The sequence below is a fragment of the Rhizobium gallicum bv. gallicum R602sp genome (genome assembly GCF_000816845.1).
Lineage (GTDB): Bacteria > Pseudomonadota > Alphaproteobacteria > Rhizobiales > Rhizobiaceae > Rhizobium > Rhizobium gallicum.
In genome coordinates, this window is record NZ_CP006880.1 from 440567 (window position 1) to 467138 (window position 26572).

The 26572-nt window shown below is 60.4% G+C and carries 24 protein-coding genes and 1 pseudogene; 10 read left to right on the forward strand and 15 right to left on the reverse strand.

The annotated features are described in order from the left end of the window. Positions 1-23 precede the first annotated feature (23 nt). Positions 24-656 (reverse strand): DsbA family protein, encoded by a 633-nt coding sequence (locus RGR602_RS25370; RefSeq protein ID WP_040114801.1) that lies wholly within the window; start codon positions 654-656, stop codon positions 24-26. A gap of 110 nt (positions 657-766) precedes the next feature. Here RGR602_RS25370 and RGR602_RS25375 point away from each other — a divergent pair, with 110 nt between their 5' ends. Beyond that, positions 767-1645 (forward strand): LysR family transcriptional regulator, encoded by an 879-nt coding sequence (locus RGR602_RS25375; RefSeq protein WP_040114802.1) that lies wholly within the window; start codon positions 767-769, stop codon positions 1643-1645. 69 nt (positions 1646-1714) lie between these two features. On the opposite strand, the pseudogene RGR602_RS25380 reads toward RGR602_RS25375, so the two are convergent. Continuing rightward, positions 1715-2071 (reverse strand): annotated as a pseudogene (locus RGR602_RS25380) (DsrE family protein). A gap of 226 nt (positions 2072-2297) precedes the next feature. On the opposite strand from RGR602_RS25380, the gene RGR602_RS25385 reads away from it, so the two are divergent. After that, a complete protein-coding gene (locus tag RGR602_RS25385; RefSeq protein ID WP_267285121.1) occupies positions 2298-3089 on the forward strand; it encodes a LysR family transcriptional regulator in 792 nt (263 codons plus the stop codon). A gap of 116 nt (positions 3090-3205) precedes the next feature. Continuing rightward, a complete protein-coding gene (locus RGR602_RS25390; RefSeq protein WP_040114803.1) occupies positions 3206-4369 on the forward strand; it encodes an adenosylhomocysteinase in 1164 nt (387 codons plus the stop codon). Between the two features lie 593 nt (positions 4370-4962). Here RGR602_RS25390 and RGR602_RS25400 read toward each other — a convergent pair. The 5 genes from RGR602_RS25400 to RGR602_RS25420 all read right to left on the reverse strand — a co-directional run bounded on the left by RGR602_RS25400 (position 4963) and on the right by RGR602_RS25420 (position 11518). Then, a complete protein-coding gene (locus RGR602_RS25400; RefSeq protein ID WP_040114805.1) occupies positions 4963-5991 on the reverse strand; it encodes an ABC transporter permease in 1029 nt (342 codons plus the stop codon). 11 nt (positions 5992-6002) lie between these two features. After that, positions 6003-7517 carry a sugar ABC transporter ATP-binding protein gene (locus RGR602_RS25405; RefSeq protein ID WP_052451757.1) on the reverse strand — a complete coding sequence of 505 codons (1515 nt, stop codon included), beginning with the start codon at positions 7515-7517 and terminating at the stop codon, positions 6003-6005. A 128-nt stretch (positions 7518-7645) separates the two neighbouring features. Continuing rightward, on the reverse strand, positions 7646-8593 hold the full coding sequence (locus tag RGR602_RS25410) for a sugar-binding protein (protein ID WP_040114806.1): 948 nt from the start codon (positions 8591-8593) through the stop codon (positions 7646-7648). Between the two features lie 174 nt (positions 8594-8767). Further along, positions 8768-9742, reverse strand: coding sequence for an NAD-dependent epimerase/dehydratase family protein (locus RGR602_RS25415; RefSeq protein ID WP_040114807.1), 975 nt, complete (start codon positions 9740-9742; stop codon positions 8768-8770). 744 nt (positions 9743-10486) lie between these two features. Beyond that, positions 10487-11518: a LacI family DNA-binding transcriptional regulator gene (locus tag RGR602_RS25420; protein WP_052451758.1), complete on the reverse strand. Its 1032-nt coding sequence runs from the start codon at positions 11516-11518 to the stop codon at positions 10487-10489. Positions 11519-11868: 350 nt separating this feature from the next. Between RGR602_RS25420 and RGR602_RS25425 the strand changes: the two genes are divergently transcribed. The 3 genes from RGR602_RS25425 to RGR602_RS25435 all read left to right on the forward strand — a co-directional run bounded on the left by RGR602_RS25425 (position 11869) and on the right by RGR602_RS25435 (position 14541). Continuing rightward, the gene (locus RGR602_RS25425) at positions 11869-12804 is read left to right on the forward strand and encodes an ABC transporter permease subunit (RefSeq protein ID WP_040116476.1); all 936 of its coding nucleotides are present in this window, start codon (positions 11869-11871) and stop codon (positions 12802-12804) included. Beyond that, positions 12801-13553, forward strand: coding sequence for an ATP-binding cassette domain-containing protein (locus tag RGR602_RS25430; RefSeq protein WP_040114809.1), 753 nt, complete (start codon positions 12801-12803; stop codon positions 13551-13553). The genes RGR602_RS25425 and RGR602_RS25430 overlap by 4 nt, the downstream gene beginning before the upstream one ends. A 73-nt stretch (positions 13554-13626) precedes the next feature. Then, a complete protein-coding gene (locus RGR602_RS25435; protein ID WP_040114810.1) occupies positions 13627-14541 on the forward strand; it encodes a sugar ABC transporter substrate-binding protein in 915 nt (304 codons plus the stop codon). Between the two features lie 168 nt (positions 14542-14709). On the opposite strand, the gene RGR602_RS25440 is transcribed toward RGR602_RS25435, so the two are convergent. Further along, on the reverse strand, positions 14710-15561 hold the full coding sequence (locus RGR602_RS25440) for a sugar phosphate isomerase/epimerase family protein (RefSeq protein ID WP_040114811.1): 852 nt from the start codon (positions 15559-15561) through the stop codon (positions 14710-14712). Between the two features lie 329 nt (positions 15562-15890). Between RGR602_RS25440 and RGR602_RS25445 the strand changes: the two genes are divergently transcribed. Genes RGR602_RS25445 through RGR602_RS25460 form a run of 4 tightly spaced genes read left to right on the forward strand, consistent with a single transcriptional unit; the run spans position 15891 to position 19698 of the window. Beyond that, the gene (locus RGR602_RS25445; protein ID WP_040114812.1) at positions 15891-16778 is read left to right on the forward strand and encodes a sugar phosphate isomerase/epimerase family protein; all 888 of its coding nucleotides are present in this window, start codon (positions 15891-15893) and stop codon (positions 16776-16778) included. A gap of 60 nt (positions 16779-16838) precedes the next feature. Then, on the forward strand, positions 16839-18005 hold the full coding sequence (locus RGR602_RS25450; protein WP_040114813.1) for a mandelate racemase/muconate lactonizing enzyme family protein: 1167 nt from the start codon (positions 16839-16841) through the stop codon (positions 18003-18005). A 5-nt stretch (positions 18006-18010) separates the two neighbouring features. After that, positions 18011-18703: a FadR/GntR family transcriptional regulator gene (locus tag RGR602_RS25455; protein WP_133941906.1), complete on the forward strand. Its 693-nt coding sequence runs from the start codon at positions 18011-18013 to the stop codon at positions 18701-18703. Positions 18704-18723: 20 nt separating this feature from the next. Beyond that, a complete protein-coding gene (locus RGR602_RS25460) occupies positions 18724-19698 on the forward strand; it encodes a 2-hydroxyacid dehydrogenase (RefSeq protein ID WP_040114815.1) in 975 nt (324 codons plus the stop codon). An 82-nt stretch (positions 19699-19780) separates the two neighbouring features. Here the strand turns inward: RGR602_RS25460 and RGR602_RS25465 are convergent, their stop codons facing one another. The 7 genes from RGR602_RS25465 to RGR602_RS25495 form a co-directional block, all read right to left on the reverse strand. After that, on the reverse strand, positions 19781-20860 hold the full coding sequence (locus tag RGR602_RS25465) for an ABC transporter ATP-binding protein (RefSeq protein ID WP_040114816.1): 1080 nt from the start codon (positions 20858-20860) through the stop codon (positions 19781-19783). Continuing rightward, positions 20860-21969, reverse strand: a complete 1110-nt coding sequence (locus RGR602_RS25470; RefSeq protein WP_040114817.1) for an ABC transporter ATP-binding protein — start codon at positions 21967-21969, stop codon at positions 20860-20862. Before RGR602_RS25470 ends, RGR602_RS25465 begins: the two co-directional genes overlap by 1 nt. Beyond that, entirely contained in the window at positions 21966-22169 is a 204-nt protein-coding gene (locus tag RGR602_RS25475; protein ID WP_040114818.1) for a hypothetical protein, read from the reverse strand. The genes RGR602_RS25470 and RGR602_RS25475 overlap by 4 nt, the downstream gene beginning before the upstream one ends. Continuing rightward, complete coding sequence (locus RGR602_RS25480) at positions 22166-23125, reverse strand: carbohydrate ABC transporter permease (RefSeq protein WP_040114819.1); 960 nt, start codon at positions 23123-23125, stop codon at positions 22166-22168. Before RGR602_RS25480 ends, RGR602_RS25475 begins: the two co-directional genes overlap by 4 nt. A gap of 1 nt (position 23126) precedes the next feature. Continuing rightward, the gene (locus tag RGR602_RS25485) at positions 23127-24032 is read right to left on the reverse strand and encodes a carbohydrate ABC transporter permease (protein ID WP_040114820.1); all 906 of its coding nucleotides are present in this window, start codon (positions 24030-24032) and stop codon (positions 23127-23129) included. Between the two features lie 157 nt (positions 24033-24189). Continuing rightward, on the reverse strand, positions 24190-25500 hold the full coding sequence (locus RGR602_RS25490; RefSeq protein ID WP_040114821.1) for an ABC transporter substrate-binding protein: 1311 nt from the start codon (positions 25498-25500) through the stop codon (positions 24190-24192). Positions 25501-25868: 368 nt separating this feature from the next. Beyond that, the gene (locus RGR602_RS25495; protein WP_040114822.1) at positions 25869-26510 is read right to left on the reverse strand and encodes a TetR/AcrR family transcriptional regulator; all 642 of its coding nucleotides are present in this window, start codon (positions 26508-26510) and stop codon (positions 25869-25871) included. Between the last annotated feature and the right edge of the window lie 62 nt (positions 26511-26572).

The following is a 26572-nucleotide window of genomic DNA, read 5'->3' on the forward strand; positions in this document are numbered from 1 at the left end:
AATGATCTGGCGAAAGCGTACGCTCAGGCAGCCCGAAGCTCGGCGGCGAGCAGATCGAAACCGCCGAATAGAGCGCCACTGCTTAGCTTGCGGCGCTGGTCTCCGTCCCCGACAAGAAGCGCCGGAACGCCATCAAGCCGGAACTCCGTCATAAGGCCGCGGGCCTTCTCAATCCTCTTGCGATAGATGCCGAGCAGAGTGTCGTCCAGAGTCAGGACGCAAACGGCGGCGTCGGTGAACCCGGCCGCGTCGAGAGCATCGGCGACGACGGCCATTTCGGAATTGTTGCAGCCGTCGACGTAGCGCACATTCTGGAGCGCCTTCAACGCCTCGCGCTCCTTGCCGGGCTGCGTGAGCTCCACTGCGACAACGCCAAGCGTCGCAGGCGCCGAGTCGAACATGCTGCCCACGCTTCCAAGAACCCGGTCGCGGTAGACTTGACTGAAGACCTGCCCGGTGAGTTGGCCGATGCGCTGATCGTTCTGCCAGGCATAGGCCGAAAACCGTTCATTTATCGGTCGCGCACCTTCGCCGGCAAAGAGACCGGTGGGCGCAAGCTCAATCGTGATCCCTTCGAGCTTCACCAGTTTTTCGAGTGCGGGACCTGCGCCATAGCACCAGCCGCATAGCGGATCGAAGAGGTAGGTAATGTGCATCTCAGGCCATCCTCACGTTGACAGCCGCAAAGTAGCGGGCTTTCATTGGAAGTGAAGTCAGGTTAAGCCCTACAGAATGTATGTCATAAGCTTACAATAGGGTGGCAGCCATGGAGCACGTTAATCTCAATCGACTGGCCTACTTCACTGCTGTCGTCGATACCGGTTCGTTCACGAAAGCCGCCGAGCGGCTTGGCATTACCAAGACCGTCGTCAGCCAGCAGGTTGCGCGGCTGGAGGCGGAGTTGAAGACGAGTTTGTTCCTTCGGACGACGCGGCGCGTCGAGCCAACAGAAGCCGGCCAGCTCTTCTACGCCAGATGCAACGCGATTTTGCGCGAAACGGAGGATGCCATCGACGAGGTGACGCGCTCCAATGCCGCGCCGGAGGGCGTGCTCCGGATTGCCGCGCCCAATGACTATGGTGCCAGCAAAATCGCGCCGATCGCTGCGGCCTTCACGCAACGATATCGCACCTGCAAAGTCGAGCTGCTGTTGGCAGATGCGAGGGTAGATCTGGTCGCCAACCACATTGATCTGTCCATTCGCGTCGGATGGCTCGACGATTCCAGCCATCAGGCAAAACGGATCGGTACGTTCAGGCAGTTTCTCGTCGCGGCATCAAGCCTCGCAGGCTCGCTTAAACTTGACGAGCCTGAAGATGTAGCGAACCTACCCTTCATAGGCAACCTGGCGCTAAAGGAGCCTCTGGTGTGGCGTTTCAGCCGGCACGATTTCGATCGGCGGACCGTGCGGATGCGGCAGACTATCATGAGCAACTCGACGCCTGCGGTTCTCGTAGCCACTGTCGCGGGGGGCGGCGTCGCCGTGCTGCCCGACTTCCTTGCTGCCGATCATATAGAGAGTGGCAGGTTGGTGAGACTGTTGCCAGACTGGTCTCTGCCAGCGGGCGGCATCCATGTCGTTTATCCGGCAGCTCGGTTTCGCCCGCCCAAAGTCTCGGCCTTCGTTGCAATGCTGGCTGAATAGCGGCGTGCAACATGAACGAGACTTCGTGTCCCGCAGCACAAACGCCGGCCGCCTCCATGTTTATCCCAGTTAAAACGAGAGGGTGGCGGCACCCTCCGTGATCTCGGCATGCATGGCGCTTGCGCCGGCAATGACGACACCGTCGAGGAAGTCTTCCTTTTCGTAGCCGCGCGCCTTCACGCAGGCAGGCCCAGATCGTGCCGCCGCGATTCTGGAAATCCTCGATCGATTGTGCGAGTGGATCAAGCGGGGGCAGATGGGTCATACGTTGACCGCCCCTTCCGCACCAGATTGATCGCGGGGCTAGTGAGAGATACCGAGACCTTGAGCCCCGCAGTGATGCCGCCAATTGGCGATCGGGAAGGCGATGGACGATAGTTTGCCGCGGCCGGCGCAACTTCCTCGTGATTGGCAGCAGCCTCCGATTGGTTGACGCAAGGCGCACGTCAGAGGCGTTGCAATTCAATTTTTACTTTTCCTTTGCAGCTTTTCTGGGCAATGAATACGGCAAACCACGCCGCCGCAATGCGGAGAGCCCTCGCTTGAACCTGAAACATCCGTTGCCGCCGCTCAATGCACTTCGTGCCTACGATGCGCTCCCTGCGGCAGCCTGCGTGCCGCGGCCCAGGATCTTGGGGTGGTGCCGGGAGCGGTGAGGCAGCAGCTTCAAAGCCTTGAGGAGTATTTCGGCGCGGCTCTCTTTATCCGCAAGGGTGGCAGGGTGACCCTCAATGCCGCCGGATTACGTTTTGCCGATGCCGTTGGAATTGCGTTCGCGATCGTTTCCCGCGCGGCAGAGGAGATCCAACGACGGGACCGCAAGATGCGCCTTCGTCTTGGCGTACCCATGCCGATGGCCCTTTCCTGGCTGATGCCACGACTGCCGCGCATCCATTCTGATCTCCGCGACCTGGAAATCGATGTAGTGCCAGTTGCCATTACCCGCACGCTCGCCGACGCGCCCGACCTCGACGCCATAATTGCCGGCGGCGAATATCGCCCTTTGCCTGACATCGCCGCGACCGCCTTCATGGTCGATGCGTTCGGCCCGGTTTCCAGCCCCACCGGACCTGCTCCATCCGGCACCGATCTTGATGAGTGGCTCGCAAATGCCACGGCGCTGGTGGCTCGTGATGTTCCCTATCTCTGGGACGATTGGTTTCGAGAAAGCGGAACACGCCCGTCGCGTTTCCTGAAACGGGTTGAAATCGAGGACCTGACGCTGGCAATTGGTGCGGCGAAGGCTGGTCTGGGTGTGACGATAGCACCGCGGGCTTCCATCGAGATGGAACTCGCCGCCGGTGTGCTGACAGCACATTTTGGTTTTGCGATCCGACCGATCGGATTCAGGCTGTGCTGTCGCGCCGCAGATCGCAAGAGCCGGGCGCTCAGTCTCCTGGCGGATTGGCTGCGCCGGGAAGGCAAGGCGGCCGATCCGGCCTGAACAGGAAATCTGCCCAGTACCGCAGTATTATGTCCCTGTTGACTATCCGCTTCGCACGATAGGGAACATCCGCAGAAACGCCGGCAGCGCGCCTGCGACCAGCGGAGAGAAAAGCCATGATACAACAACACCAGGTTTCGCGGATCGAATGGGTGGCGGACAGTTGCTGGCTGCTACAGGCTATCTCAGAAGAATTCTCCCGCACAAAGCCTTTCCAAGGTCTGACAATCGGCACTGCCATTCATCTGGAACCCAAGACTGTCGCTCTTCTCATGACATTGCGAGCCGGCGGCGCCAACCTCGTGGCAACAGGCAATCTCAACAGCACCCAGCCTGCGACGGTGGAGTACCTCAAACGGCAGGGAATCGTTGTCATCGGCGAGCAGACCACAGACGCGAGGGCGCACCGAGACTTCATCGACACTCTGCTCGACCGCCAGCCGGATTTGCTGCTCGACAATGGCGGCGCTCTTTTCGTCCGCGTCGCCGAGCGTCCCTACAAGAACTTGCTGGGCGGCACAGAGGAGACGACATCAGGGCGCCGGCGTCTCGCGCCCATGCCTGAGGTGATCGCGCTGCCGATCCTCGTCATCAACGACAGTCCGATCAAGCAGTTTGCCGAAAACCGACACGCGGTCGGCCAGTCGCTGTTTGAGAGCTATATGCGCTTCACCAACCGCTCGACCAATGGCAAGCGCGTGACCGTTTTCGGCTATGGTGCCTGCGGCAAGGGTACTGCCACCTGTTTCCGCAATGCCCATAGCAATGTCAGCGTGGTGGATGTCGATCCCGTCACTGCTCTTGAAGCGCATCTCGATGGCTTTTCGACGCCGCTGAGAAGCGATGCCATCGCGTCAGCCGATGTGATCATCACCGTCACCGGCTTTGCCGATATCGTCACCGCTGCGGACTTGCCGCTGTTCAAGGATGGCGTCATTCTGTTCAATGGCGGACATTTCCCATCCGAAATCGATGTCGAGGGCATCAAATCGGTGGCACCGCTGAAAGCGGTCGATACCTATGCCAACGATGGTATCGAAACATTGCTTCTGGGCGACGGCAGGAAGATCCATATTCTCGGCGGCGGGCATATGGCCAATCTCGCGGGGCCCCGGCCGCTCGGGAATTCGATCGAATCGATGGATCTGGGCTTTGCCCTGCAGGCGCGCTGTCTCGAACGGGTGGCGGGCGGTAAGCTGGATCACACCTCTTGTGTGGTTCCGGTACCAGCTGACATCGATGCGCAAGTCGCCTCCGGCTACCTCGATCTCAATCGCTAAGAGAAAATGCGAAATGTTACAATATTCGGACCCCAGTTGCGGGCAAGGTGTCCAACTTGCTATCGCCGCGAGGCTCCTCGTTGGTTACATCCACACATTATGAGGCGCAGGATATCTGACTATCCTGCGCCTTCCAGTCTAACGGAAAATGGACGGCTACCAGCTCGGATATTGCCAGCAGTCCCGGATGCGTCATGAGAATACCGAGGCCACGTAAGGGCGTTGACGCGCCGAACATGCCAACTGCATGAAGTATGCGTCCGAACGCGAAGGTTCCGCCTATCCTCAAGACGATCCAGGATGCAGCGGCATCAGCCTCCACAAGTGCTCGGCCGATCAGGAACGACGGATATATTCCGTGAAATTGCCTTGCGCCGGATCCGGCGGTGCAAGACAGGGTCGTGACTGCCGCCAACCCGATCTCCCAGCTTGACCCGGCGAACCGTGACGGCGACGGACAGCGTAACAAGTGCCAAAGCAAACATTGCGACGAAGAACGAGGTAACGGGAAGCGTTGTCATCGTTTATCCTCAGCGCCCACCGTCAATGATGAAGCCACCGTCGGGCGCATGGGAATATCCTGTGAGAAACCGCTATCTGATCTCGTCGATCGTGACCGATGCCTGACGAGGCGCCGAGCTTTTTCTGTTCAGCACGCCGAGCGCGATCGCAGCCCTTCTCTTTGCCCGGTAGCGGTTGAATTGCTGATCTGCCAGGACCCCGACCAAAATCACCGCTCCCATCACCGCGAAGTTGAGTGAGGAAGGTATGCCGAGAAGATTGACCAGGTTCTGCAACTCCTGAAGCAGTACCGCGCCCAACACGACGCCGATGATCGAGCCTTCTCCACCACGCAACGAGAAGCCGCCAAGGACGGCCGCAGCGATCGCGTAGAGTTCGTAGAAATTGCCATGCGACGAGGGCTGAACCGATCTGGTGAACATAGCGAAGTAAACCGCGGCAACGGCGGTCAGCACAGCGCAGATAACATAAGCAGCGGTGATGACGAAACCGGTGCGGATGCCCGAGTAGCGTGCTGCATCTTCATTCTTGCCCACCGCCTGCAAATGCCTGCCAAAGACAGAGCGATGAAGCAGGAACCAGCAGACGATCCCGATGATGATCATGGCAAAGAAGGAGTGCGGAACTCCAAAAGACCGGCCAATCGTCAACCATTCGAGCGCCGGATAATTCGCGCCGAATGGGAAGCCGGCGGTGGCTTCGCCCGTATAGCCGCGCGCGGCGCCGCGATAGATCAGCAAGCCACACAGCGTCACCACGAAAGGTTGCATCCTGAGTTTGGTGATCAACAGTCCATGAGCCAGTCCCAAAAGCGTCCCGATGACTATGACGACAAGGATTGCCACCGGCCATGGCACGCCGAACTTGCCCACCATGTCGACAAATATGACTCCGAGCAGTGCAATCATCGACCCGACCGATAGATCGATGCCACCCGTCATGATGACAAAGCCCTGCCCGATCGCGAAGAGGCCGAACAGGCCGATGAGGTTGGCAGTATTGCCCAGATTGATCGGCGAGAGGAACAGCGGATTTCGTAAATAGACGACTGCTCCCACAACTATGATCAGGACTGCCAACCCGAAGTCTTTTTTGTGCATCGGTCTCTTTCCTAATTTGCGCCGACAGCGAGCTTGAGCACATTGTGTTCGGAGAACTCCGATCGCGACAGCGATCCGGCGATTTCTCCTTCCCGCAACACGACGATACGGTCCGACACGCCGATCACTTCTTCCATGTCGCTGGAGATCATCATGATCCCGACGCCTGCATCCGCCAAAGCGCGCATCAGCTTGTAGATCTCAACCTTGGAAGCGACATCGATGCCGCGGGTAGGCTCGTCAAAAATGATCATTGCCGGCCGCATCGAAAGCCATTTGCCCAGCACAACCTTTTGCTGATTCCCGCCGGAAAGTTCGGCTGTGTTGCGCATGACGTCGGTGGTCCTCATGCCGAGTTTTACACGCTGGTCTTCGGCGCGCGCCTTAACCAGGCTCTGCGAAACGAAGCCGTTGGACGACACTGAGCCCAGATCGGCGAGGCAAATATTCTCGCAGATCGCGCTTTCCAAGACGAGGCCGGTTCGTTTGCGGTCCTCCGGCACGAGATAGACGCCGGCTTCTATGGCGTCGCGCGGCCTGGCTGCCCTGAAAGGCTTGCCCGCCAGCATCACCTCGCCCTCGAGAATGGCGTCGATACCGAAAATGGCCTCGGCCAATTCCGTTCGTCCCGCACCCACCAGTCCGGCCACGCCCAGAATTTCCCCGTCGTAGACATCGAATTCGACCAAGGCCCCTGGCTTTGCGCGGATTCTGACGGCCCTCAGGGACAGGATAGGCTCGCCGGCAGGGCGAGCCGGCGGCGCATACAAGGAATTGAGGTCACGTCCGATCATCATCCGGATCATGGCGTCATGGTTTATTTCAGACCTGCCGAGTTCTCCGGCTGCCTTGCCGTCGCGCAAAGCGAAGACACGGTCGGCGCATTCCTCAATCTCGCTCAGACGATGCGATATGTAGATGACGGCGATGCCCTCGGCCTTAAGGTCGGCAATGACGCTCATCAGTGTTTTTGTTTCCGACAGGGTCAGCGACGACGTCGGTTCATCCATGATGATTATGCGCGCCTTGATGGAGAGCGCCTTGGCGATTTCGAGCAATTGCCGTTCGGCCAACGACAAGTCAGCGACTGGTGTGTCAGGCTTGAACGTGGCCCCGACCCGTCGCAGAAGCGGTTCGGCCGCGGCACGCATGCTCTTCACATCCAGCAACCCGAGCAAGCCCGCCCGTCTTTCGCGGCCCAAAAACATGTTGGCCGCCACATCGAGATTGTCGAAGACGTTGAGTTCCTGATGCACGAACGCGATCCCGGCGGCCTGGGACTCGGTGACCGAATACCGCTCGTATCGTACGCCATCGACAAGGATGTGGCCCGAACTGGGCTGGATGACACCGCCTAGGACCTTCATCAGGGTGGACTTGCCGGCGCCATTTTCTCCGATCAGGGCGAGCACTTCGCCGGCGATGACCGACATGGACACATTGGAGAGAGCCACCACGCCGGTATAGGCCTTTGAAATGTTCTCAAGCACCAGCAGGGGGCGTTTCTGATCCTCTTTAGTCGTCATATGTCGTGGCCATCTGATTGTGCAGCAACAGCGATGGTTCGGCGTTGTGCGGATATACAAAGTAACAAGCGCACACCGGGCCCGGCAAATGGCCCGAGCCCGATGCGACCGCGTTGACCGGGAGGAGTTTACCCGCCAATGCGCTCTTTGAGTTCCTTCTCGAAGGCATCGACATTGGATTTGGTGATGACCTTGGTCGGAACAATGATGAGGCCATCCGCCGGAACACCCGACTTGTCGCCTTCGAGGTATTTTGCCATTAGGAGCATGCCCTGGTAACCCCACTGGTAGGGGTCCTGCACGACCGTTCCGGCGAAGCTGCCTTCGCGCACCGCACCCAGGGTGATCGGGTCCTCATCGAATGCGATGACCTTGATCGCGCCGAGCTTGCCCGCAGCCTGGAGGGCCTCGTAGATCTTGGGCGGGTTGTAGGAATAGAACCCGACCATACAGGTGATTTCCGGATTGGCGGCAAGCACGTCATCCACATTGGACCGGGCACGGGCGAAATCCACGTCATCTCCGCGCACGTCGACGAGCTCGATCCCCGATCCTTCCACAGCCTTGCGGAACCCTGCGATCCGTTCGATAGCGTTGTCGGCTCCAAGGAAGCCGACGAACCCCATGCATTTTCCGCCCTTGGGCATCGCCGCGACGGCGATTTCGCCAGCCTGCACGCCTGCCAAGGTGTTGGAGGATCCCAGATACGCAATGCGCTTGCTAGCGGGCGCGTCACTGTCGGTGGTGAACAACGGTACCTGGGCTGCAACGCGGTTGAATGCATCGATGGAGTTCTTCGGGTCGGCCGAAGAGATCATGATCGCATCCGTGCCGGCAGCGACAAGGTCATCCATCAGGGCGTTCTGCAGGGCAGCCGTTCCCTGCGCCGGATAGCGGAACTGCAGTTCGTAGCCCGGCAATTCCTCCTGGGCTTTCTTGACTCCGGCTTCGGAGAGCTTCCAGAAATCCGAAGCGGCATTCACGACGAAAGCCAACTGGGGCTTCTCCTGAGCGACAGCGGGGCCGGCCAGACAGGAAACAACCACGGCGATCGAGGCGGCAAGGTTCAGCTTCATTGTTTATCCTCCCATTCTAAGAGCATGGTCACGGCCATACTCCTCGGCGTTACTGAATGCCCCGAGGCAATCCATTGCCTGAGGGCGGCACATATCCTTTGCTTTCGTGGGCCCGGACGGTCGCATTCGGATCATCCCCGGAGCCAGCGTCGGATATTGCTTGCCGCGTGTGTCCTATCCCGGATACCAGACAAGACGCGGGTCATCGGGCGCTCGGGCATAGGCCCAGGCGCGCTGGATAAGGAGCTTGAGGTCGACGGCCGAACGCCAACCGAGCACCATGCGTGCCTTGGTATTGTCGAGCCAGTTGCTATGATAGGGCGTCGAAATCTCTACAACCGGCAGACCGTGCGAGGCGCTCAGTTGGGCCGCGACGGTGGCATAATCCACGGGGACATCCATAGCGACATTGAACAGTCCGCCATTGGCGACCGGATTGTCCAAGGCCAGGAGAATGGCGCTGACAAGATCGCTGACATGGATGAAATTGCGTTTGAGCGCAGCCCCCTTCGCATCGCGAAGCAATGGGACGGCGCCAGTACCGGCATGCCGGGCGATTTCCTCTATCGTCAGGAATTCACCCCACGCCGGTCCGCCGAACTGATCTCGGAAGCTCAACGCATGCCGGAAATCATCCTTCTCCATGATCCAGGGCGCTCGAAGGCTACAGGCATTGATGCCGTATTGAATGCGGTACTGCTCGAGCATGATTTCCTCGATAACCTTGGTGAGTGCGTAACAGCCGGGATAGGCGCGGCGCGGGGAATTTTCGGTAATAGGGGCATCGTACGGATGGAAAATGTGGCCCACCGAGCAATCGCCGCCGATCAGGAGGAACTGCTTTGCCGTCTTCGAAGTACGGAAAGCCTCGAGCAGGTTGAAGATGCCCTTGACGCCCACGTCGATCGCCAGATCGGGCGATTCCTTGACCGCGGCCATATGCAACACATGGGTCACGCCATCCAGGGCGGCACGGACTGCGTGCTGGTCCGACAGTGACCCCCGCACGATCTCGACCGCTGGATGGTCAATGACGCGGTTGTTGCAGAGCGCGCGCAGGGACCATCCGGAAAATTTTTCGTTGGCCAGAAATTCGGGCAGGAGATTCGCTCCCACCTTTCCCATTATTCCGGTCACCAGGAGTTTCAACTCGCTTCCCTCCGTCCAATGCCCACTCTCGAATAGAGGCACAGCTCCCTCAGCCCTCCTAGGCGGTCGAGGCCGTTATGGCACCGAAACGCCATTCCAGGGACGGAGTGTCTAGCCCCTCGCCAATGGCCGCGGCAGCTATCCGATTTGCGTACCTTAAGGCAGTTCCATTTCGATCATCCGGCTCGACCAGGACATTCTGTCGAGGCACTCGCCAGAACTGTCTACCGCCCTGATCCTCCCGTCGCGGCATACACAGTAATGTACGAACCGAAGGCAACTCGAACCAATATTATTGATCAGTATAGTTTTCGGCCCTGATCATATTAATGCTAATAACAGCACTTATTTGATGAAACCGTCAAGCAGGAATTTAACCAAGATGCGTCCCTCTTAGGGCCAGAGGCAAATGCAACGAGGCGCCGGTCGCCGCACGGCGGGAAGCGCGCTCCACGTCGATTCAAATCCGATGACGAGCCGAAACGGTCGACTATGAGCGCGCTGAGACTTTGAGGAAGTGAGCAAGCGCTTGAGGCAATCCACGCCCTGACCGACGCATTGTTTCGATCGCGCCGGGAAAAGTCGTCGATCTGTGGGGACAAAGGTGCCGAAGGCCACCCTCGCAAAGTCATCGCGGAAATTCGCACCGACCTCGCGTGAGATCTTCATTCCAGGTGCCAAGGACTGAGTTTCACAAGCCGCTGGATGCTCAGCGGGCTGCAATCGAGTTCTGTATTCAAACGATCACTGCGCCGCCACGGTGGCTTCGACATTGTCGACGCGCCGGCTGGCGGTGGATTCGCGTGCAATTAGCTCACACTCAACCTTTATGCGGCTGGGAGTGGTGTGCAGGCCGCCAGCCGCATCGATAAGCAGTTCTGTAGCCGTTCGCCCCATTTCATAGAGCGGCAGAACGAGGGTCGATAGGGGAGGGTGCGTGTACTGCGCTATATCGCGATCGTCAAAGCCAATAACGGCGACATCGTCCGGTATTTTGGCGCCCAATTGCTTGAGCGCGTCGAAACATCCGACTGCCATCATGTCGTTCGCGCAGAAGATGGCATCAGGTGGATTTTCCAGCGCCATCAGTTCCAGCGTCATTTCGTAACCTGCAGATGGCTCCCAATTGCCCGGACGCACCAAAGCCGGATCGAAGACGATGTCGTTGCTGGCCAACGCCTGTTTATAGCCCTTGAGGCGGTCACGCGCGGCGTCTACTCCCTGTTGACCATTGATGAAGCCGATGCGCCGACGACCTGACAGCAGGAGGTGTTCGGTCGCCGTGCGGCCCCCCAGAAGATCACCAGGCAAAACGGAGTGATGCTCGCGATGTTCGTCATAGCAGTTTACCAGGACGATACGGCGGTCGGCGAGGGCTGCAGGAATCTGCACGAGCCTGGTCAGGATCGTACCGTAGATCAGGCCAAGAATCGGCAATTTGCCCAGGCCTGCGATAATGTTGGCCTCAACATCGGCATCGCCATGGCTGACTGCCATCAGCACATTGATGCCGTATTCAAGGGCCTTATCCCGAGCGCCCTCGAAGGCCAGCGACATCCAGGGATCCGTTGATGTTTCATCGGCGACGAAAACTATGGTGGACTGCCCACCTGGGGCTGTCTTGGTGCCGCGGCGCACAAAACGATATCCAAGCGCCTGGGCAGCTTCCAGCACGCGACCGCGCGTGCTTTCGGCAAGTCGCGCACCTTTCGTTCCGCTGAGAACCAGTGAGACGGTGGCCTGGGAGACGCCCGCCGCTGCAGCTACATCCATCATGGTGGGCCGCCCCAAGCTCACTTGCCTCTTAGATTTGGACATAAGTCGATAATTTCCTCGTAGAAATAAACATCTGCCATGCAGTCGTGAAAAATTCAACGGCTTAGTTCTGAAAGGACGGCGGCCCGGCCCCTGCGTCCGTCCCCTTGGTTATATTATACGTAATAAATCAATTGACTTTGATAATATACGTTGCTGATATTAGCAAACGTGGCCGCAGAAGTCATGTGAAGGAGGGCCAGGTGGACGCCAGATTCCGTGGGGGAAGCCCGGATATGCGAAAAGGTGCTGAAAAAGGGCATGCGGCCGGACTGTCTGTCGCACTCACGTTCTTAAGCGCCGGGCCGGTTATCATCCTTATCGCGCTTGTTGTTATCCTCACCTTCAGCGTCCCCAACTTCTTCACGCCCCGCAATATCTCCAACATTCTGGCGCAAATCGCGGTGATCGCCGTTGTTGCGCTTGGCCAGCACCTCGTCATTTTGACCCGCGGTATAGATTTGTCGGTGGGCGCCAACCTGGCGCTGGCGACGGTTCTTGGAGCGCTGATGTACCGGGTCACCGACACTGCGTTCGTGGTCATGGCTACTATGCTGCTGGCGGGGGCCGCAGTGGGCGCGGTGAACGGGCTGGTCTATGTCTACGGCCGCCTGCCCCATCCGTTCATCATCACGCTGGCTACGCTCTCCATCGCCCGCGGTTTAGCGCTTGAGCTGTCGATAGGTCACACAACCATGCGCGGAATGCCTGCGACGATCACCGTCATCGGCGGAGGGACCAGCTTTGCGGTTCCGAACTCGTTCTTCGTGGTCCTAGCTGTGGCAGCGCTTATGTTTGTAATCGCCCGCTATATGGTTTGGGGCCGGTGGATCTACGCGGTCGGCGGCCAGCCGGACGCCGCTCGGCGCATGGGCATTCCGGTCAATCAGGTCATAGTCTCCACCTACCTGATATCGGGTCTGTGTTGCGGTGTTGGTGCCATCCTTCTCTCCGGACGCACCGAGGCGGGTTCGCCACTCTACGGCAACCTGCTCGAACTTGACACCATCGCGGCCGTGATCATCGGCGGCGCCAGTTTTCTCGGCGGCCGCGGGCATCTTGGACATGCGCTGGTGGGAGCGGTGATGATCGGCGTCATCCGCAACGCCCTGAACCTGCTCAACGTCAACCTTTATTTCCAGCTCATTGCCATCGGAGTGATCATCGTAATGGCCGTCGAGTCGGACGTGCTGCGCAATCATCTCGAAGCCCGCATGCGGGTCAAACAGGCGGGAACGCAGGGATGACGAAACCCGTTCTGGAAGTGCGTAGCGCGCATAAGCGTTTCGGTGCGGTCCATGCTCTAAAGGGTATCGGCCTCATGGCCTATCGTGGGGAAGTGCTTGCCTTGCTGGGAGACAACGGCGCAGGCAAGTCCACCCTGATCAAATGCGTCAGTGGGGTGCATGAGCTCGACGAAGGCGACATCCTGATTGATGGCGACAAAGTCTTGATCCATAATCCTGCCGCCGCGCGCAGTGCCGGGATAGAAACGGTCTATCAGGATCTGGCGCTTTTCGACAATCTGACGCCGGCTGAAAATTTTTACTGTGGACGGGAGCTGTCGTTTCCGCGATGGCTTCCACGTTGCGCGCGATTCCTTGCTACCCGGCAGATGGACAGTGAAGCTGCAGCCGTCATCGACCGGCTTAAAGTCAAGCTGCCCGGATTCGACGCTCAGGTGGCGCTGATGTCGGGCGGGCAGCGGCAGGCCATCGCCGTCGCCCGCGCGGCTGTGTTTGCGCGAAAGGTTGTCATCCTTGATGAGCCGACGGCTGCACTTGGACTGCGCGAAAGCCGAAAAGTTCTCAACCTCATCGCCCAGCTCAGGGACGAGGGGAATGCGGTGATCCTGATCACCCACAATATGGAACATGTCGTTGAATTGGCCGACCGCGCAGTGGTGCTGCGGCAGGGGCACAAGGTCGGCGAAATCGAAAAGCCCAATCGGTCAAACCAGCAGGATCTGGTGGCGATGATCGTCGGGGCCGAATGAGGAGGGTTCATCTGCCGGGCCTCCGGCAGCGGGAGCGGCCTCTAACAGGCATTCATCAAACGGGAGGACTATCATGAAATTTATGCAACTATTGGGCTGGCTGGCGCTTTGGGGCTTCAACGCCTTCCCGGCAATCGCGGCAGACGTGAAACTGGGCTTCATCACCAAGTTTCCAGTGCCGTTCTTTGCCACGATGGAAAATGCCGCCAAGGCCTATGCTGCGGCCAATCCAGGTGTTGAAATCATCTATGGCCAGGGCGCTTCGGCCACCGACGTCGAAGGGCAGATCGCCCTCATCGAATCCATGTCCACCCAGGGTGTCCAAGGCATTGCCATCACCCCCGTGGACCCGACTGTAGCGTCTGCCCTCGACAAGGCCATCGCCAGCGGCGTGAAAGTGGTCCTGATGGACAACTCCATCCCTGGCTGGGACAAAGCCGCGGCGCTGGCGACCACCGATAACTACAATGCCGGCAAGATCGCCGGGCAGTATCTGAAGTCGGTGCTTTCCGCCGGCGACACGCTCGGCATCCTGGAGGGAGTTCCGGGCGTTCCGGCGCTCGATGACCGTGTCAAGGGTATGCTGGAGGGCCTGGGCGGTCTCACCGTAGAAGTCGTTGGCCGCAGCGGCACCAACTGCACCGAGGAACTCGGCATTTCGGTGGCTGAAGATTTGCTGACGGCCAATCCTGACCTCAAAGCGATCTATGCAGCCTGCGGCCCTCCGGCCGCCGGCGCTGCGCGTGCCATCAAGAATGCCGGCATCGCCCCTGACAAAGTCGTCCTAGTCGGCTTTGATTTTTGTTGCGGCGAAGAAGAAGCGTTGACTGCCGGGGTCGAAGACGCCACCGTTGCCCAGTTCCCCGCGAAGATGGCCGAACTGGGTGTAGACGCGCTGGTCCGCGCCATATCCGGGGAAGATGTCCCTTCGCTCATCGACTCGGGCGCGGCTCTCGTTACTCTCGAAAACATGTCGGACTTCAAGTAAAGAGCGCCAATCGGGAGGGTCGCCGCAACGGCGTTGGCCCTCCTGGTGGATTCCGTCATAGCTTGAAGGCGGGTTCGGCTCCGAAGGTCAACCCGTAAACGTGGAATGACGCTGCCGTGGAGCCGCGCCCAGATGGAAACTCGGACTGATCGACTGGTGGCACCGCGTTCATGCCGCCGCGTGCCATCCATCGCGGATATGGCGGTGGCCTTCGCGATAGACCGCTTCCGGTGTCTCGGAAAAATCGCGCCAGACCTTCGTCGCGGCGGCAAGGTCCTTGAGCGCCCGGCCGAAGGCTTCGATTGTCAGCCAGCCGTCGTAGCCGCTCGCGCGTAGCGCCTTGAACGTCTCCGCCCAGGGAATGTGGCCGCGCCCCGGTACGCCGCGGTCGTTTTCCGAAATGTGGACATGGACGATGCGGTCCCTGTTTCGCGTGAAGGCACCGATGGCATCGGCCTCCTCGATATTGCTGTGGAACGTGTCGTACATAGCGCGGATATTTGGATGCCCGACCGCGTCGACATGGGCCGCAAGGGCGTCCATCGTGTTGAATAGGTAACACTCAAAGCGGTTCAGCGCCTCGAGCCCGATCGTGACCCCGCGCTTTGCCGCATGATCGCCGATCGCGCGTTGCGAGGAGACCGAGCGCTTGAGTTCCGCCGCGCTCGGCCCGCTGCCGGAAAAATGGCCGAGCGTCGAATGCAGCGGCCCGCTCAGCACTTTGGCGCCAAGCGCATCGCCGCAGTCGATTGCCCATTTCATATGGTCGATGCCGCGTCGGCGGGTGGCGGCGTCGGACGCGATCAGGTTCATTGAGGGGTCTCCCATGGCGGAAACGGCGGTCCGTTCGAGGCCGATCCGGTCGAGTAGGGCCCCCAGCCGACGGTAGTCGTCGGGCGTCCCCGAAAAGATCGGAATCTCGACGCCATCAAACCCGGTGTCCTTGATGTCGCGCAACAGTCCCTCGTGCTTCCGGCCGACACTCGTCGTCCACAGGAACATGCACATGCCGATCTTCATGTCTCCTCCCTCCGGGCCTTTCGGCCCTGCGCTTGTTGCTGTCACTCTCGCAATCTGGTCATACCAAAATTGGATATCCGGTCAAGCCAATTCTGGGCATCGCGCGTCCGCGCGATCAGCGAAAAATCCAGACTTCAACATTAAATGTCGGTATAATAAGATAGATCCTCGTTTCTCGTTCCGTCTTGCAGAGGGTGGGAAATTGCGCTAGATCTTGCAATCAGCGATAATTGGCCGAACCAGATTACCGAATGCGGAGCTGGCGGACGAGAAGGTGAGCATTGCCGCCCTCGGCGGTTAAGCGCGCCGCAACAGCCCGGGAGGACCTCATGCATCTTTCAACACACAACTGGATGCGGGCGGAACCGCTCGCTGTCACGCTGAAGCGCATCAAGAAATACGGCTATGAGAGCATCGAAATATCGGGTGAGCCGACACAGTACGATGTGAAGGAAACGCGCGCGCTGCTCAAGGAACACGGCATCCGCTGCTGGGGCGCCGTCACGCTGACGCTGGGCGAGCGCAACCTTGCCGCCAAGGACGAGGGCCAGCGCGCCAAGTCGGTGGATTACGTCAAGAGCGTCATCACCATGGTCGGCGAACTCGAGGGCGAGATCGTCACGCTTGTGCCGGCGACTGTCGGCAAGGTAGTACCGGACGCGACCGAAGAGGAGGAGTGGACGTGGGTGGTCGACGCCACCCGCGAGTGCTTCACCCACGCGCAGAAGAAGGGAGTGCGGCTGGCGATCGAGCCGCTCAACCGCTTCGAGACCTATCTCTTCAACCGCGCCGCTCAGGCGCTGGCGCTGGCCGATGCGGTGAGCCCGGAATGCGGCGTCTGCCTCGATGCCTTCCATCTCAACATCGAGGAGGAGGACATGTACGACGCGATCCGGCTGGCCGGGAAGCGCCTCTTCGATTTCCACGTCGCCGACAACAATCGCTTCGCGGCCGGCCTCGGCCAGCTCGACTGGCCGAAGATCATCGGCACGCTGAAGGAAATCGGTTATGAGGGCGCGGTGACGAACGAGTTCGTCGCTCCCGTCGATCGCACGCCGGCAGCCAAGTACCCGGACATGGTGGAGCGCAGCCCCGTCGATATCCCGCCGGAGCAATTGAAGTTCATCCAGGACCACGGCTCGAGCCTTCTTACCGAGAAGTTCTACGACGATCAGATGCGGATCACGGCCGAGACGATCCTGCCGCTGATCAAGTGAGGAACGGGAAGGCATATGATCTCGCGGCCAGCGAGGTCGTGAGGGCGGGGGATCCGACACATGCGTATCAAATCCGTAGAGGCCTGGTGGGTGAAGATTCCCATCGAGGCAAGCCGCCAACACCTTAGCGACTTCGGCCGTCTGACGTCCTTTGACGCCGCAATCGTGCGTATAGAGACGAATGACGGCATTGTCGGCTGGGGAGAGGGCAAGAATGCCGCCGGCAGCGCAGGCACCTATGGCACGCTTGTGCATATGCTGAACCACGAGGTGGGGCCGAAGCTCATCGGCCGTGACCCTGCCGACATCTCCGCCATATGGGAGATGCTCTACAACGGCGTACGCCACGAGATGGCGGCGATTTCGGGCCACGCCATGCCGGAGATCGCGCGGCGCGGTCTATCCGTCGCGGCGATCAGCGCGATCGACATCGCGCTGTGGGACGTTCTCGGCAAGTCTCTCGGAGTCCCCGTCTGGAAGCTGCTGGGTGGCCGCAAGGCGGACAGGTTGCCTGCCTATGCTTCGGGTGGTTGGGAGAGCGCAGACCGGATCGGCGAACAGCTCCTCTCCTATATCGCGGCCGGCGGCTTCAAGTCGGTCAAAATGCGCATCGGCGCTATGGACCGTGCGCCGCATGTCTCGGCGTCGCGGGTGAGGGCGGCTCGCAAGGCGATCGGCCGCGACATTGACCTGATGGTCGATGCGCACGGCACCTATACGGTCGCCGAGGCGAAGCGATTCACCCAGATGGTGGCGGATTGCGATCTCGCCTGGTTCGAGGAACCGGTGATAGCCGACGACAAGCCGGGGATGGCGGAGGTGCGCGCGGCGGGCAATGTGCCGATCGCCGCGGGCGAGAGCGAGGCGACCCGTTTTGCCTTCCGCGATCTTGCGGTGCTGCGGGCCGCCGATATATTTCAGCCCGATCCGGCCTTCTGCGGCGGCATCACGGAGGCGATGCGCATCAGTTCACTCGCCAGCGCCTTCAACCTGCGTTTCGCACCGCATCTGTGGGCCGGTGCGCCTTGTTTTTTCTCGGGCCTGCACCTGTGCGCGGCTTCCCCGGCAAGCTTCGTCATCGAGTATTCGCTCGGCGCGAATCCGATGATCCATGATCTCGTCGAGGACACTGTGTCGGTGAAGGACGGCATGATAGAGATTCCTGATAAACCCGGCCTGGGCTTCACGATCAATCAGCGGGTCCTGGAAGCTCACGCGCAAAGATAGTGACGATGAAAGAAAACTCCCTACTGTCCGATCTCGCAGGATATCTTTTCGCAAATTCGAGCGAAATCGGCCGCACGCCCTCAGAGCGGGAGCTTGCGGAGCATTTCGGCGTCAGCCGCGGCCAGATTCGCGAGGCGCTGGCGATCCTGGAGGCTATGCGCATCGTCGAGCGCCGTGCCAAGTCCGGCATCTACCTGACGACCACGGAGGCGAGCGTCGAGGCCATGGCACTCTTTGCCCGCGCCGGCGTGCCGCTCGATCCGATCCTGATCTACGAGACCGTGGAGCTTCGCAAGATCCATGAGATCAAGGCAGCGGAACTCGCCTGCCTGCGGGCGACGGAAGAGAATTACCAGCGCCTGCGCGATATCCTCGCCGCGTCCGAGGCTAAGCTTGCCGCTGGCGAGGGGCTGGCGCGCGAGGACCGGGATTTCCATCTGGAGATCGTCCGCGCGACCAAGAATAGCGTCTTCTATCGCGTGTGCAGTGTCTACTATGTGATGGGCGAGCAGCGCCTGCCGATCTATTTCGGCGACATCGCCCGCAGCCGGCGCTCGCATGAGGAACATATCCGCATCTACGAGGCGCTTGTTGCTCGCGACGGCAATCTTGCCCAGGCGCTGATGAACGCGCATCTTCAGGGTGCGGAAAGCTACTGGAAGGGTCTCATCGGCGGACCAGAGACGCTCGCCGGATAGAGTAACTGGCTGGGAGGCCGATGAGCTTCATCTTTTCCACGCATCCCCTGCATCCAGCGGCCGAGGCCATGCTCAAGGCTGCGAGCGATCTGCGCGTCGCGTCCGCCGCCGATCCCGAAACGTTGCTTCGAGAAGGGCAGGGCGCGGGGATCATCGTCGTGCGCGCGCCGATCCCGCCAGCCTTCTTTCGGGATGCGCCGGCGCTTCGCGCTGCGATCCGCCACGGCGCCGGGCTCGATATGGTGCCGATGGATGCGGCGACCCTTGCGGGCGTGCTCGTCGCCAATGTGCCGGCCGTCAATGCGCCGACGGTCGCCGAGCACGTCTTCCTCGTGACGATGGCCCTGCTTCGGCGCTTCCGCCTGATGGACCGGGATCTGCGGCAGAAGGGCTGGGCGGCGGGGCGCAGCCAGTCGGACGGGGCTGTGGACCTCGGCGGCCGCACCATAGGCATCGTCGGCATGGGCAATGTCGGCAAGGCGATCTTCCGGATCGCGAAGTTCGGTTTTGGCCTGGAGGTGGTCGCCACGAGCCGGTCGCCTGAAAGCGTGCCACATGGTGCGCGCTACCTGCCGGTCGACGACCTCGTCGCGACGGCCGACGTCGTCGTGCTCTGCTGCCCCCTGACGCCCGAGACGACCGGCCTGCTCAATGCCGAGCGCATCGGCCGCATGAAGCCCGATGCCATTCTGGTCAACGTCTCGCGCGGCCCGGTGATCGATGACGCGGCGCTGATCCAGGCGCTGCACGATGGCCGCATCGGCGGAGCCGCGCTCGACGTCTTCGCAACGCAGCCACTCCCGCTCGACCATCCCTATTTCGGCTTCGACAATGTCGTCGTCACCCCGCATCTCGCTGGTCTAACGGAAGAGAGTATGATGCGTATGGGAATGGGCGCTGCCAGCGAAGCCATGCGCATCATGAACGGCGAACTGCCAGTCAATCTGCGCAATCCCGAGGTGGTCGAACACTATCGCCGGCGCTTTCCGGCATAGCTCTAAGCCCCCTCGACAATCCGAAACGCTAGCGACCCCCGCGGTGCCACGCGGGACGCAGGCGTCTTTCGGATCGACCAGGTCAGCTCGTGTACCGCAGGCTCATACCGCTGTTGCCGTCGAAAAGCACGACCTTTTCAGGATTCCAAGAGAAGCGCACGGACTCGTCGATCTCCAGCTCGGTGCGGGCCGGCACGGTTGCCTGCAACAGCTCCCCGTTGCCGGTTCGCAGCGTCACGATCTTTTCGACGCCATGGTTCTCCACGTCGTGCACCCGTGCTTGCCCCGGCGCACCGCTGTCGATGAAGAGGTCCTCGGGGCGGATGCCGAAGGTGAGCGGGCGACCGTCCGTCGCAATCCCGTACCCGTTGCCGAGCGGCAGCCGGTAGCCCTCGGTGGCCACGGCCTCGCCGCCTTCAAGCATGCCGCCGATCAGGTTCATCGGCGGCGAGCCGACCGCGCGGGCGACGAAGGTGTTGACCGGGTTGTTGTAGATTTCCTGTGGCGTGCCCGTCTGCACGAGATGGCCGTTGTTCAACACGCCGATCTTGTCGCCCATCGACATGGCCTCGATCTGGTCGTGTGTGACGAACAGGAAGGTCGCGCCCAGGTTCATCTGCAGGTTTTTCAGCTCGGTGCGCAGCGCCTCGCGCAGTTTGGCGTCGAGCGCCGAAAGCGGTTCGTCCATCAGGAAGACGCGCGGCTTGCGCACGATGGCTCGGCCGATCGAGACGCGCTGCATCTCGCCGCCCGACAGCCGGTCCGTCTTGCGGTCGAGTAGGTGCTCGATGCGCAGGGTTTTTGCAACCCGGGCGACGCGTTCCTTGATCTCCGCAGGTTCGACCCGGCGGATGCGAGATTTCAGTGGAAATTCCAGGTTCTCCCGCACCGTATAGCGCGGATAGAGCGAATACTGCTGGAGCACCAGGGCCACGTCGCGCTCGGCCGCACCCCAGTCGGCGACGTCCTGCCCGTCGATGAGGATCTGCCCTGCCGTCGGCTTTTCCAGAGCGGCGATCAGGCGCAGCGTCGTCGTCTTGCCGGCGCCGGTCTGGCCGAGCAGCACGAAGAACTCGCCGTCGGCGATCTCGATATTCAGGTTTTTCAGCGCCGCGTGGTTGCCGAAGGTCTTGGTGATACCCTTGAGTTCGATATGCGCCATCAGAGTCTGATCCCGAGCGACGAGCCGGTCGCCGTGTTGAAGAAATGCGCCTGGTCCGGGTCGATCCGCGCCCAGACGGCTTCGCCCGGACCGGGCACGAACCCGCTCTTGGTGCGGGCCCTGATCATCTGGTCGCCGACCTTCAGGTCGACGATGTCGTGCGAGCCGAGCGGTTCGATGATATGCGCCTCGACTTGCATGAAGCCCTCGCGGGCCTCGCGCGAGATGAGTACCCCCTCTGGCCGGACGCCGAGCGTCAGCTTGCCGTTCTCGGCCTTCGCGTCCGAGAGGCGGTTGGCAAGGGCGGCGGGGAACTCGAATCCCTTTGCCCCACCGCTGACCTGCACGATGGCATGGCCGGCCGTTTCGCTGACGGTCGCCGGCGCCATGTTCATGACGGGACTGCCGACGAATTGCGCGACGAACATGTTCGCCGGAAAGGCATAGACCTCGGACGGGCTTCCGACCTGCTGGAGAATGCCCTCGTGCATGATGACGATACGGTCGGCGAGCGACATGGCCTCGACCTGATCGTGGGTCACGTAGATGGTGGTGGAACCCTGCTTGATATGCAGGCGCTTGATTTCGGCGCGCATCTCCTCGCGCAGTTTTGCGTCAAGCGCGCCGATCGGCTCGTCCATTAGCATGGCCTTTGGCCGGCGCACGAGCGCCCGGCCGATCGCCACGCGTTGCATGTCGCCGCCCGAAAGCGCCGAGGGCTTACGGCCGAGAAACTCCGTGATGCGCAGCACGCGCGCGATCTCGCGCACCGCCGTGTCGATGTCGCCCTTGCTCATGCGCGTCGCGCGCAGCGGAAAGGCGATGTTTTCGTACACCGTCATGTGCGGATAGAGTGAGAAGGACTGAAACACCATGGCGATGTCCCGATCCGACGCCTTCATGTGCTGTACCGGCTGACCGTCGATCAGGATGTCGCCTTCGTCGACGGTCTCCAGGCCCGCAATGGCGCGCAAGGTCGTCGTCTTGCCGCAGCCGGATTGTCCGAGCAGCACGATGAATTCGTTGTCGGCGATGGCGAGATTGAAGTTCTTGATGACCTGGACGGCACCAAAATATTTCTGGATGCCGCGAAGTTCGATCTGCGTCATGAATGGCTGCCTTCGTCTCGTTGGTCGTCCCGCGGGATTTTGGTCGTCACCATGAAGGCGATCAGTCCGACGAGCGTCATCGTCATGCCGTAGCGGTGGAGAAACAGGTTCCAGGGTTGGCAGAGCGCGATGATGCCGAAGATCATCAGGTACTGCGAACCGGGTTCGAGATATTTCTGGTTCAGGGCGCGGAAGGTCATTTGCGGATCGCTCCGAAGCTCATGCCGCGCAGGAGATGGTTCCTGAGCAGGAAGGTGAAGATGGCGACCGGCAGCAGGAACAGGAATGTGCCGGCCGCAATCACCGTCCAGTCCGGCAGGCCCGAGCCGACCTGGCTCGGGATGAAGGGCGGCGCGGTCTGCGCGCGCCGGTTCGTCATGATGAGCGCGAATGCATATTCGTTCCAGGCTGTGATGAAGCAGAAGACGGCGGTGGCGGCGATGCCTGTCGCGGCTTCCGGGATCACGATCTTGAAGAAGGCCTGGATGCGGGTGTAGCCGTCGACGAGTGCCGCCTCCTCATATTCCTTCGGGATCTCGTCGATGAAGCCCTTCATGAGCCAGACGGAGAAGGAGAGGTTGAAGGCAGTGTAGAGTATGATGAGGCCCCAGTGCGTGTCGTTGAGGCCGACGGCCCGGTACATAAGGAACATAGGGATGGCGACCACGACGGGCGGCAGCATGCGAGTCGACAGGATAAAGAAGAGAAGGTCCGCTTCTCCCTTCACCTTGAAGCGCGAGAAGCCGTAGGCCGTGAAGGTGCCCATGCCGACGGCCAGCACCGTGGACGTGATGGCGACGATCAGCGAGTTCATGAAGCGGTTCGGATAGCCGGACGGCTGGATTTCGCCGCGGCCGGAGCGCACGATCTTCTCACCCCCGTCGAACACCATGCGCTCCCACCAGGGGGCGGCGGCATATTCTTCAGGAGTCGGCGCACCGCGCAGTTGCGAGCGCTTGGTGAAGAGCTTGACGAAGGGCGAGATTTCCGGCTCGAAGAGCACGGTCGGCGGAATGGTGGTGGCGAGGTTGCGCGGCTTGAAGGCCGTCGAGGTGATCCAGTAGATCGGCGCCAGGAAGATCAGCGTGATGACCAATACGGCGGCGATCGCCACCCGGTTCAACGCGCGTTCGGAGCGGGTTTGGACGGCAGCCATCTTAGCGCTCCTTCACCTTGTTGAGGTACTTGACGTAGATGTTGGTGATGGCGAGCACCATGATGAGCACGATGTAGGCGAGCGCGCAGGACCGCCCCGTCTGCCATTCCTGGAAGGCCATCTTGTAGAGCCGGATAGAGATCACCTCGGTCGTCGGCTGGCTTGTGAGGATGTAGGCGAGGTCGAAGGTCTTGAAGGCCTCCATCGTGCGGAAGATGATTGCGATCATCAGGATGGGGGCGACGAGGGGCAGCGTGATTCGGAAGAACGTGTAGAACGGTCCCGCCCGGTCAATCGCCGCCGCCTCGTAGAGATGCTTCGGCACGGCAGAAAGGCCGGCGAGCGAAAGCAGCATCACGAAGGGCGACCACATCCAGATGTCGGTGATCGCCACGGCGTAGAGCGCCATGTCGGGGTTCGACAGCCATTCGAAACGGCCGAAGCCGAGCGCGTGGTTGATGATACCAAAGGACGGGTCGTAGAGCAGCTTCCAGAACAGGCCGACCACCGCCATCGACAGCATCATCGGCAGGAGCAGCAGCGTGGTCAGCAGGCCCTTGAACGGAATGTCGCGGTTGAGCAGCATCGCGGTGCCGAAGCCGACGATCACCTGCCCCGTCACAGAGACGATCACATACTTCGCGGTGATGGCGAAGTTCGACCAGATGAAGGTATCGTTGAGCAGCTCGCGGTAGTTCTGCAGGCCGACGAAATTGGCCGGCGCGTTCGACGAGGCACGGAAGTCGGTAAAGGAATAGCCTAGCGAATAGATCAGCGGAAAGATGTTGAAGACGATCAGGAACAGGATCGTCGGAATGATGAAGAGATTGCGGATCCGGATGTCGCTCATGCCGTGGGATGCGGCACGTGATTTCGTGTCCAGCGATGTAATGACTGCGGTGGCCAATACTCTCCTCCTCCGAGAGTTCGGCGCCGGATGCCGGAACGAGCATCACGGTGCGCGAAGTTAATGTCGGGTGCCGCGCCCGCTCGAACCGCGCCCTTCGGCGCGGAGATGCAGAATGAAAAGGGGAGGGGCAAAGGCCCCTCCGCGGGCGCGCTCGCTACTTGTTGCGTCCGTATTTATCGAAGGTAGCTTTCCAGTCCGCTGCCAGAGAGTCGAGCGCTTCCTTCGCCGTGCCTTGGCCGGCGGTGACGAAGGGATAAATGCGCTGGTTCATCTGGATCAGCAGTTCGGCATATTCAGGCGTCGCCCAAAAGTCCTTCACCTTGAACATGGTCTCGTAGAAGGCCTTATTATAGGGCGTCGCATTCTGGAATTCCGGCGATTCAAGCACCTTGGCGCTTGCCGTGTAGCCGCCGAGCTCGGCCCAGCGCTTCTGGGTCTCGTCCTTGACGAACCATTCCAGGAATTTCATCGCCTCTTCCTTGTTTTCGGAATAGGAGACGATCGAGATGCCTTGGCCGCCGAGCGCAGCGTACTGGTGGCCGTCCGGGCCGGCCGGGTTGGCGAAGAAACCGGTCACTTTGGCGTTCGGGTTAGAGGCCTCGTTCACCAGCGCCGGGAAGAAGGCGAAGTAGTTCATGCTCATCGCCGCCAGGTTCTCGGTGATTGCCTGGTTGTTCTCAACGAAGAAACTCTTCGCCCAGCCGGGAGGCGTGAAGCCGTAAAGCTCGCGGTAGAGCTCCAGCGCCTTTACGTTCTTCTCCGAATTGATGATGCCGTCGACCTTATAGGTGGCATAATCGCCAAGCTCGCCGCCGAAGGAGAAGATCGCGTTCTCGACGCCCATGACAAGGCCGTCATAGGAGTTGTCGGTGTAGATCGCGATGCCGTAGCGCTTCTCGTCCGGACGGTGAAAGAATTCCGCGATGTCGCGAAGCTGCTTCCAGTCCTTAGGCGGAGCGAGGTCGTAGCCGTACTTCGCCTTGAATGCTTCCATCTCCTTAGGATCTTCGAACCAGTCCTTCCGGTAGGACCAACCGACGGCGTCGCCTTCGGCCGGGATCGACCAGTATTTTTTCGAGTTCGAGGGATACTCGGCGTAGTATTTCACCGTTGCCGGCGCCATGACTTCGTTGAGCTTGTGCTTATTGAAGAAGTCGGTGAGATCGACATAGTGCCCGGCTTCGGACGCAGCGCCGATCCACTGGCTGTCGCCGACGACCATGTCGTAGGCTGAGCCCTTGGCGTTAAACTCGGTGAAGGCCTTGGTCTGGAAGTCGGCCCACGGCGTGGTCTCGACAGTGACCTTCACGCCGGTCTCCTTCTCGTATTCGTTCACAAGCTCCTGAAGGTAGTTTGCCGGGTCCCACTCGGCCCAGAAGATCGTCAGTTCTTGGGCTTGCGCGGATGTTCCGCAGGCCCACATCAAGCCGATACCGGCCAACAGACCGGTCATAGTTTTGCGCATAACGTATCCTCCCATTTATGCACGCTTCCCGCTTCGTTGCAGGTCTTCCGATCCGACTTTTTCGATCCTCATGGGTGTTTGTCGCTCTGGCGGGCCTCCCCGACCCTTGCCCGTTTCAGATCTCCAGTCTCAATGCTGGTTTTTCATCTGGTAGTACCAAATAGAACTAGCGTCAAGAGCAACTTTCGGCGGAGCTTCCGCCTCCGGATCGCCTTCAAAGTCTCTAGATCGCACCGATAATCTCTCATTTCTTGATGTGGTCTTATCGGGCATTCTGATTGATCGTGGCCGATCCGGACAACGATATAAAAGGATACTAACTGAACTGGTCGAACCAGTTTTCATTTTACGTCGGAGGTTGATCAATGTCATGCCTCGCCTCCCGCCTCCCGTAGCGCAGCTTCAACGAGCGCCTTGGCCGCCCATGCGGCAACAGACTGTGCGCTTTCGAAGGTAAGCCCCCAGATATCCTTTAACACGATCAGCACCTCGACGCCGAATACGAGGGAGAGCGCCTGTGCAAGGCGCTCCCGGGCCTCGGGCGGCACGGTGCCTTGCAGCGGCCTGGTTGCGCTCTTCAGGAGATCGACGCGGTGGCCGCGCGTGAACAGCGGCTCGTTACCGAGCGTGCCGGCCTGGCGCTGCGCCCACTGGTCCAGCGAAAGCTTCAACGCCGCCTTGAAGGTGGCCTCGAACTCGTCAATGCGCGGCATCGCGGTCGCCAGCAGGTCGGCAACGCGGGTGCGCGCGTCAAGACTGTCGGACGACCAGTCGAGTATGGGCCCCAAAGCCTCGTCAACCACCGCATACACCAGCGCAGCCTGGCTTGGAAAGTAACGGTAGGCCGTTGCGCGCGACACTTCGGCAGCCTCGGCGACTTCGCTTACCGACGGAGTAATGCCCGATTGCATAAGCCGCGTTGCCGTTTCGAGCATTAGTTTCCGCGTGCGGGCACGCGGGCCTCGCTCGACGGTTTTGGCGGTTTCGTTCTGTTGACGTGAGACATGCATGTCTTTATGATACTCGCGTCTCAAAAATTTGCAAGAGCCGATGGAGTGGCTGTAAAAGTGGG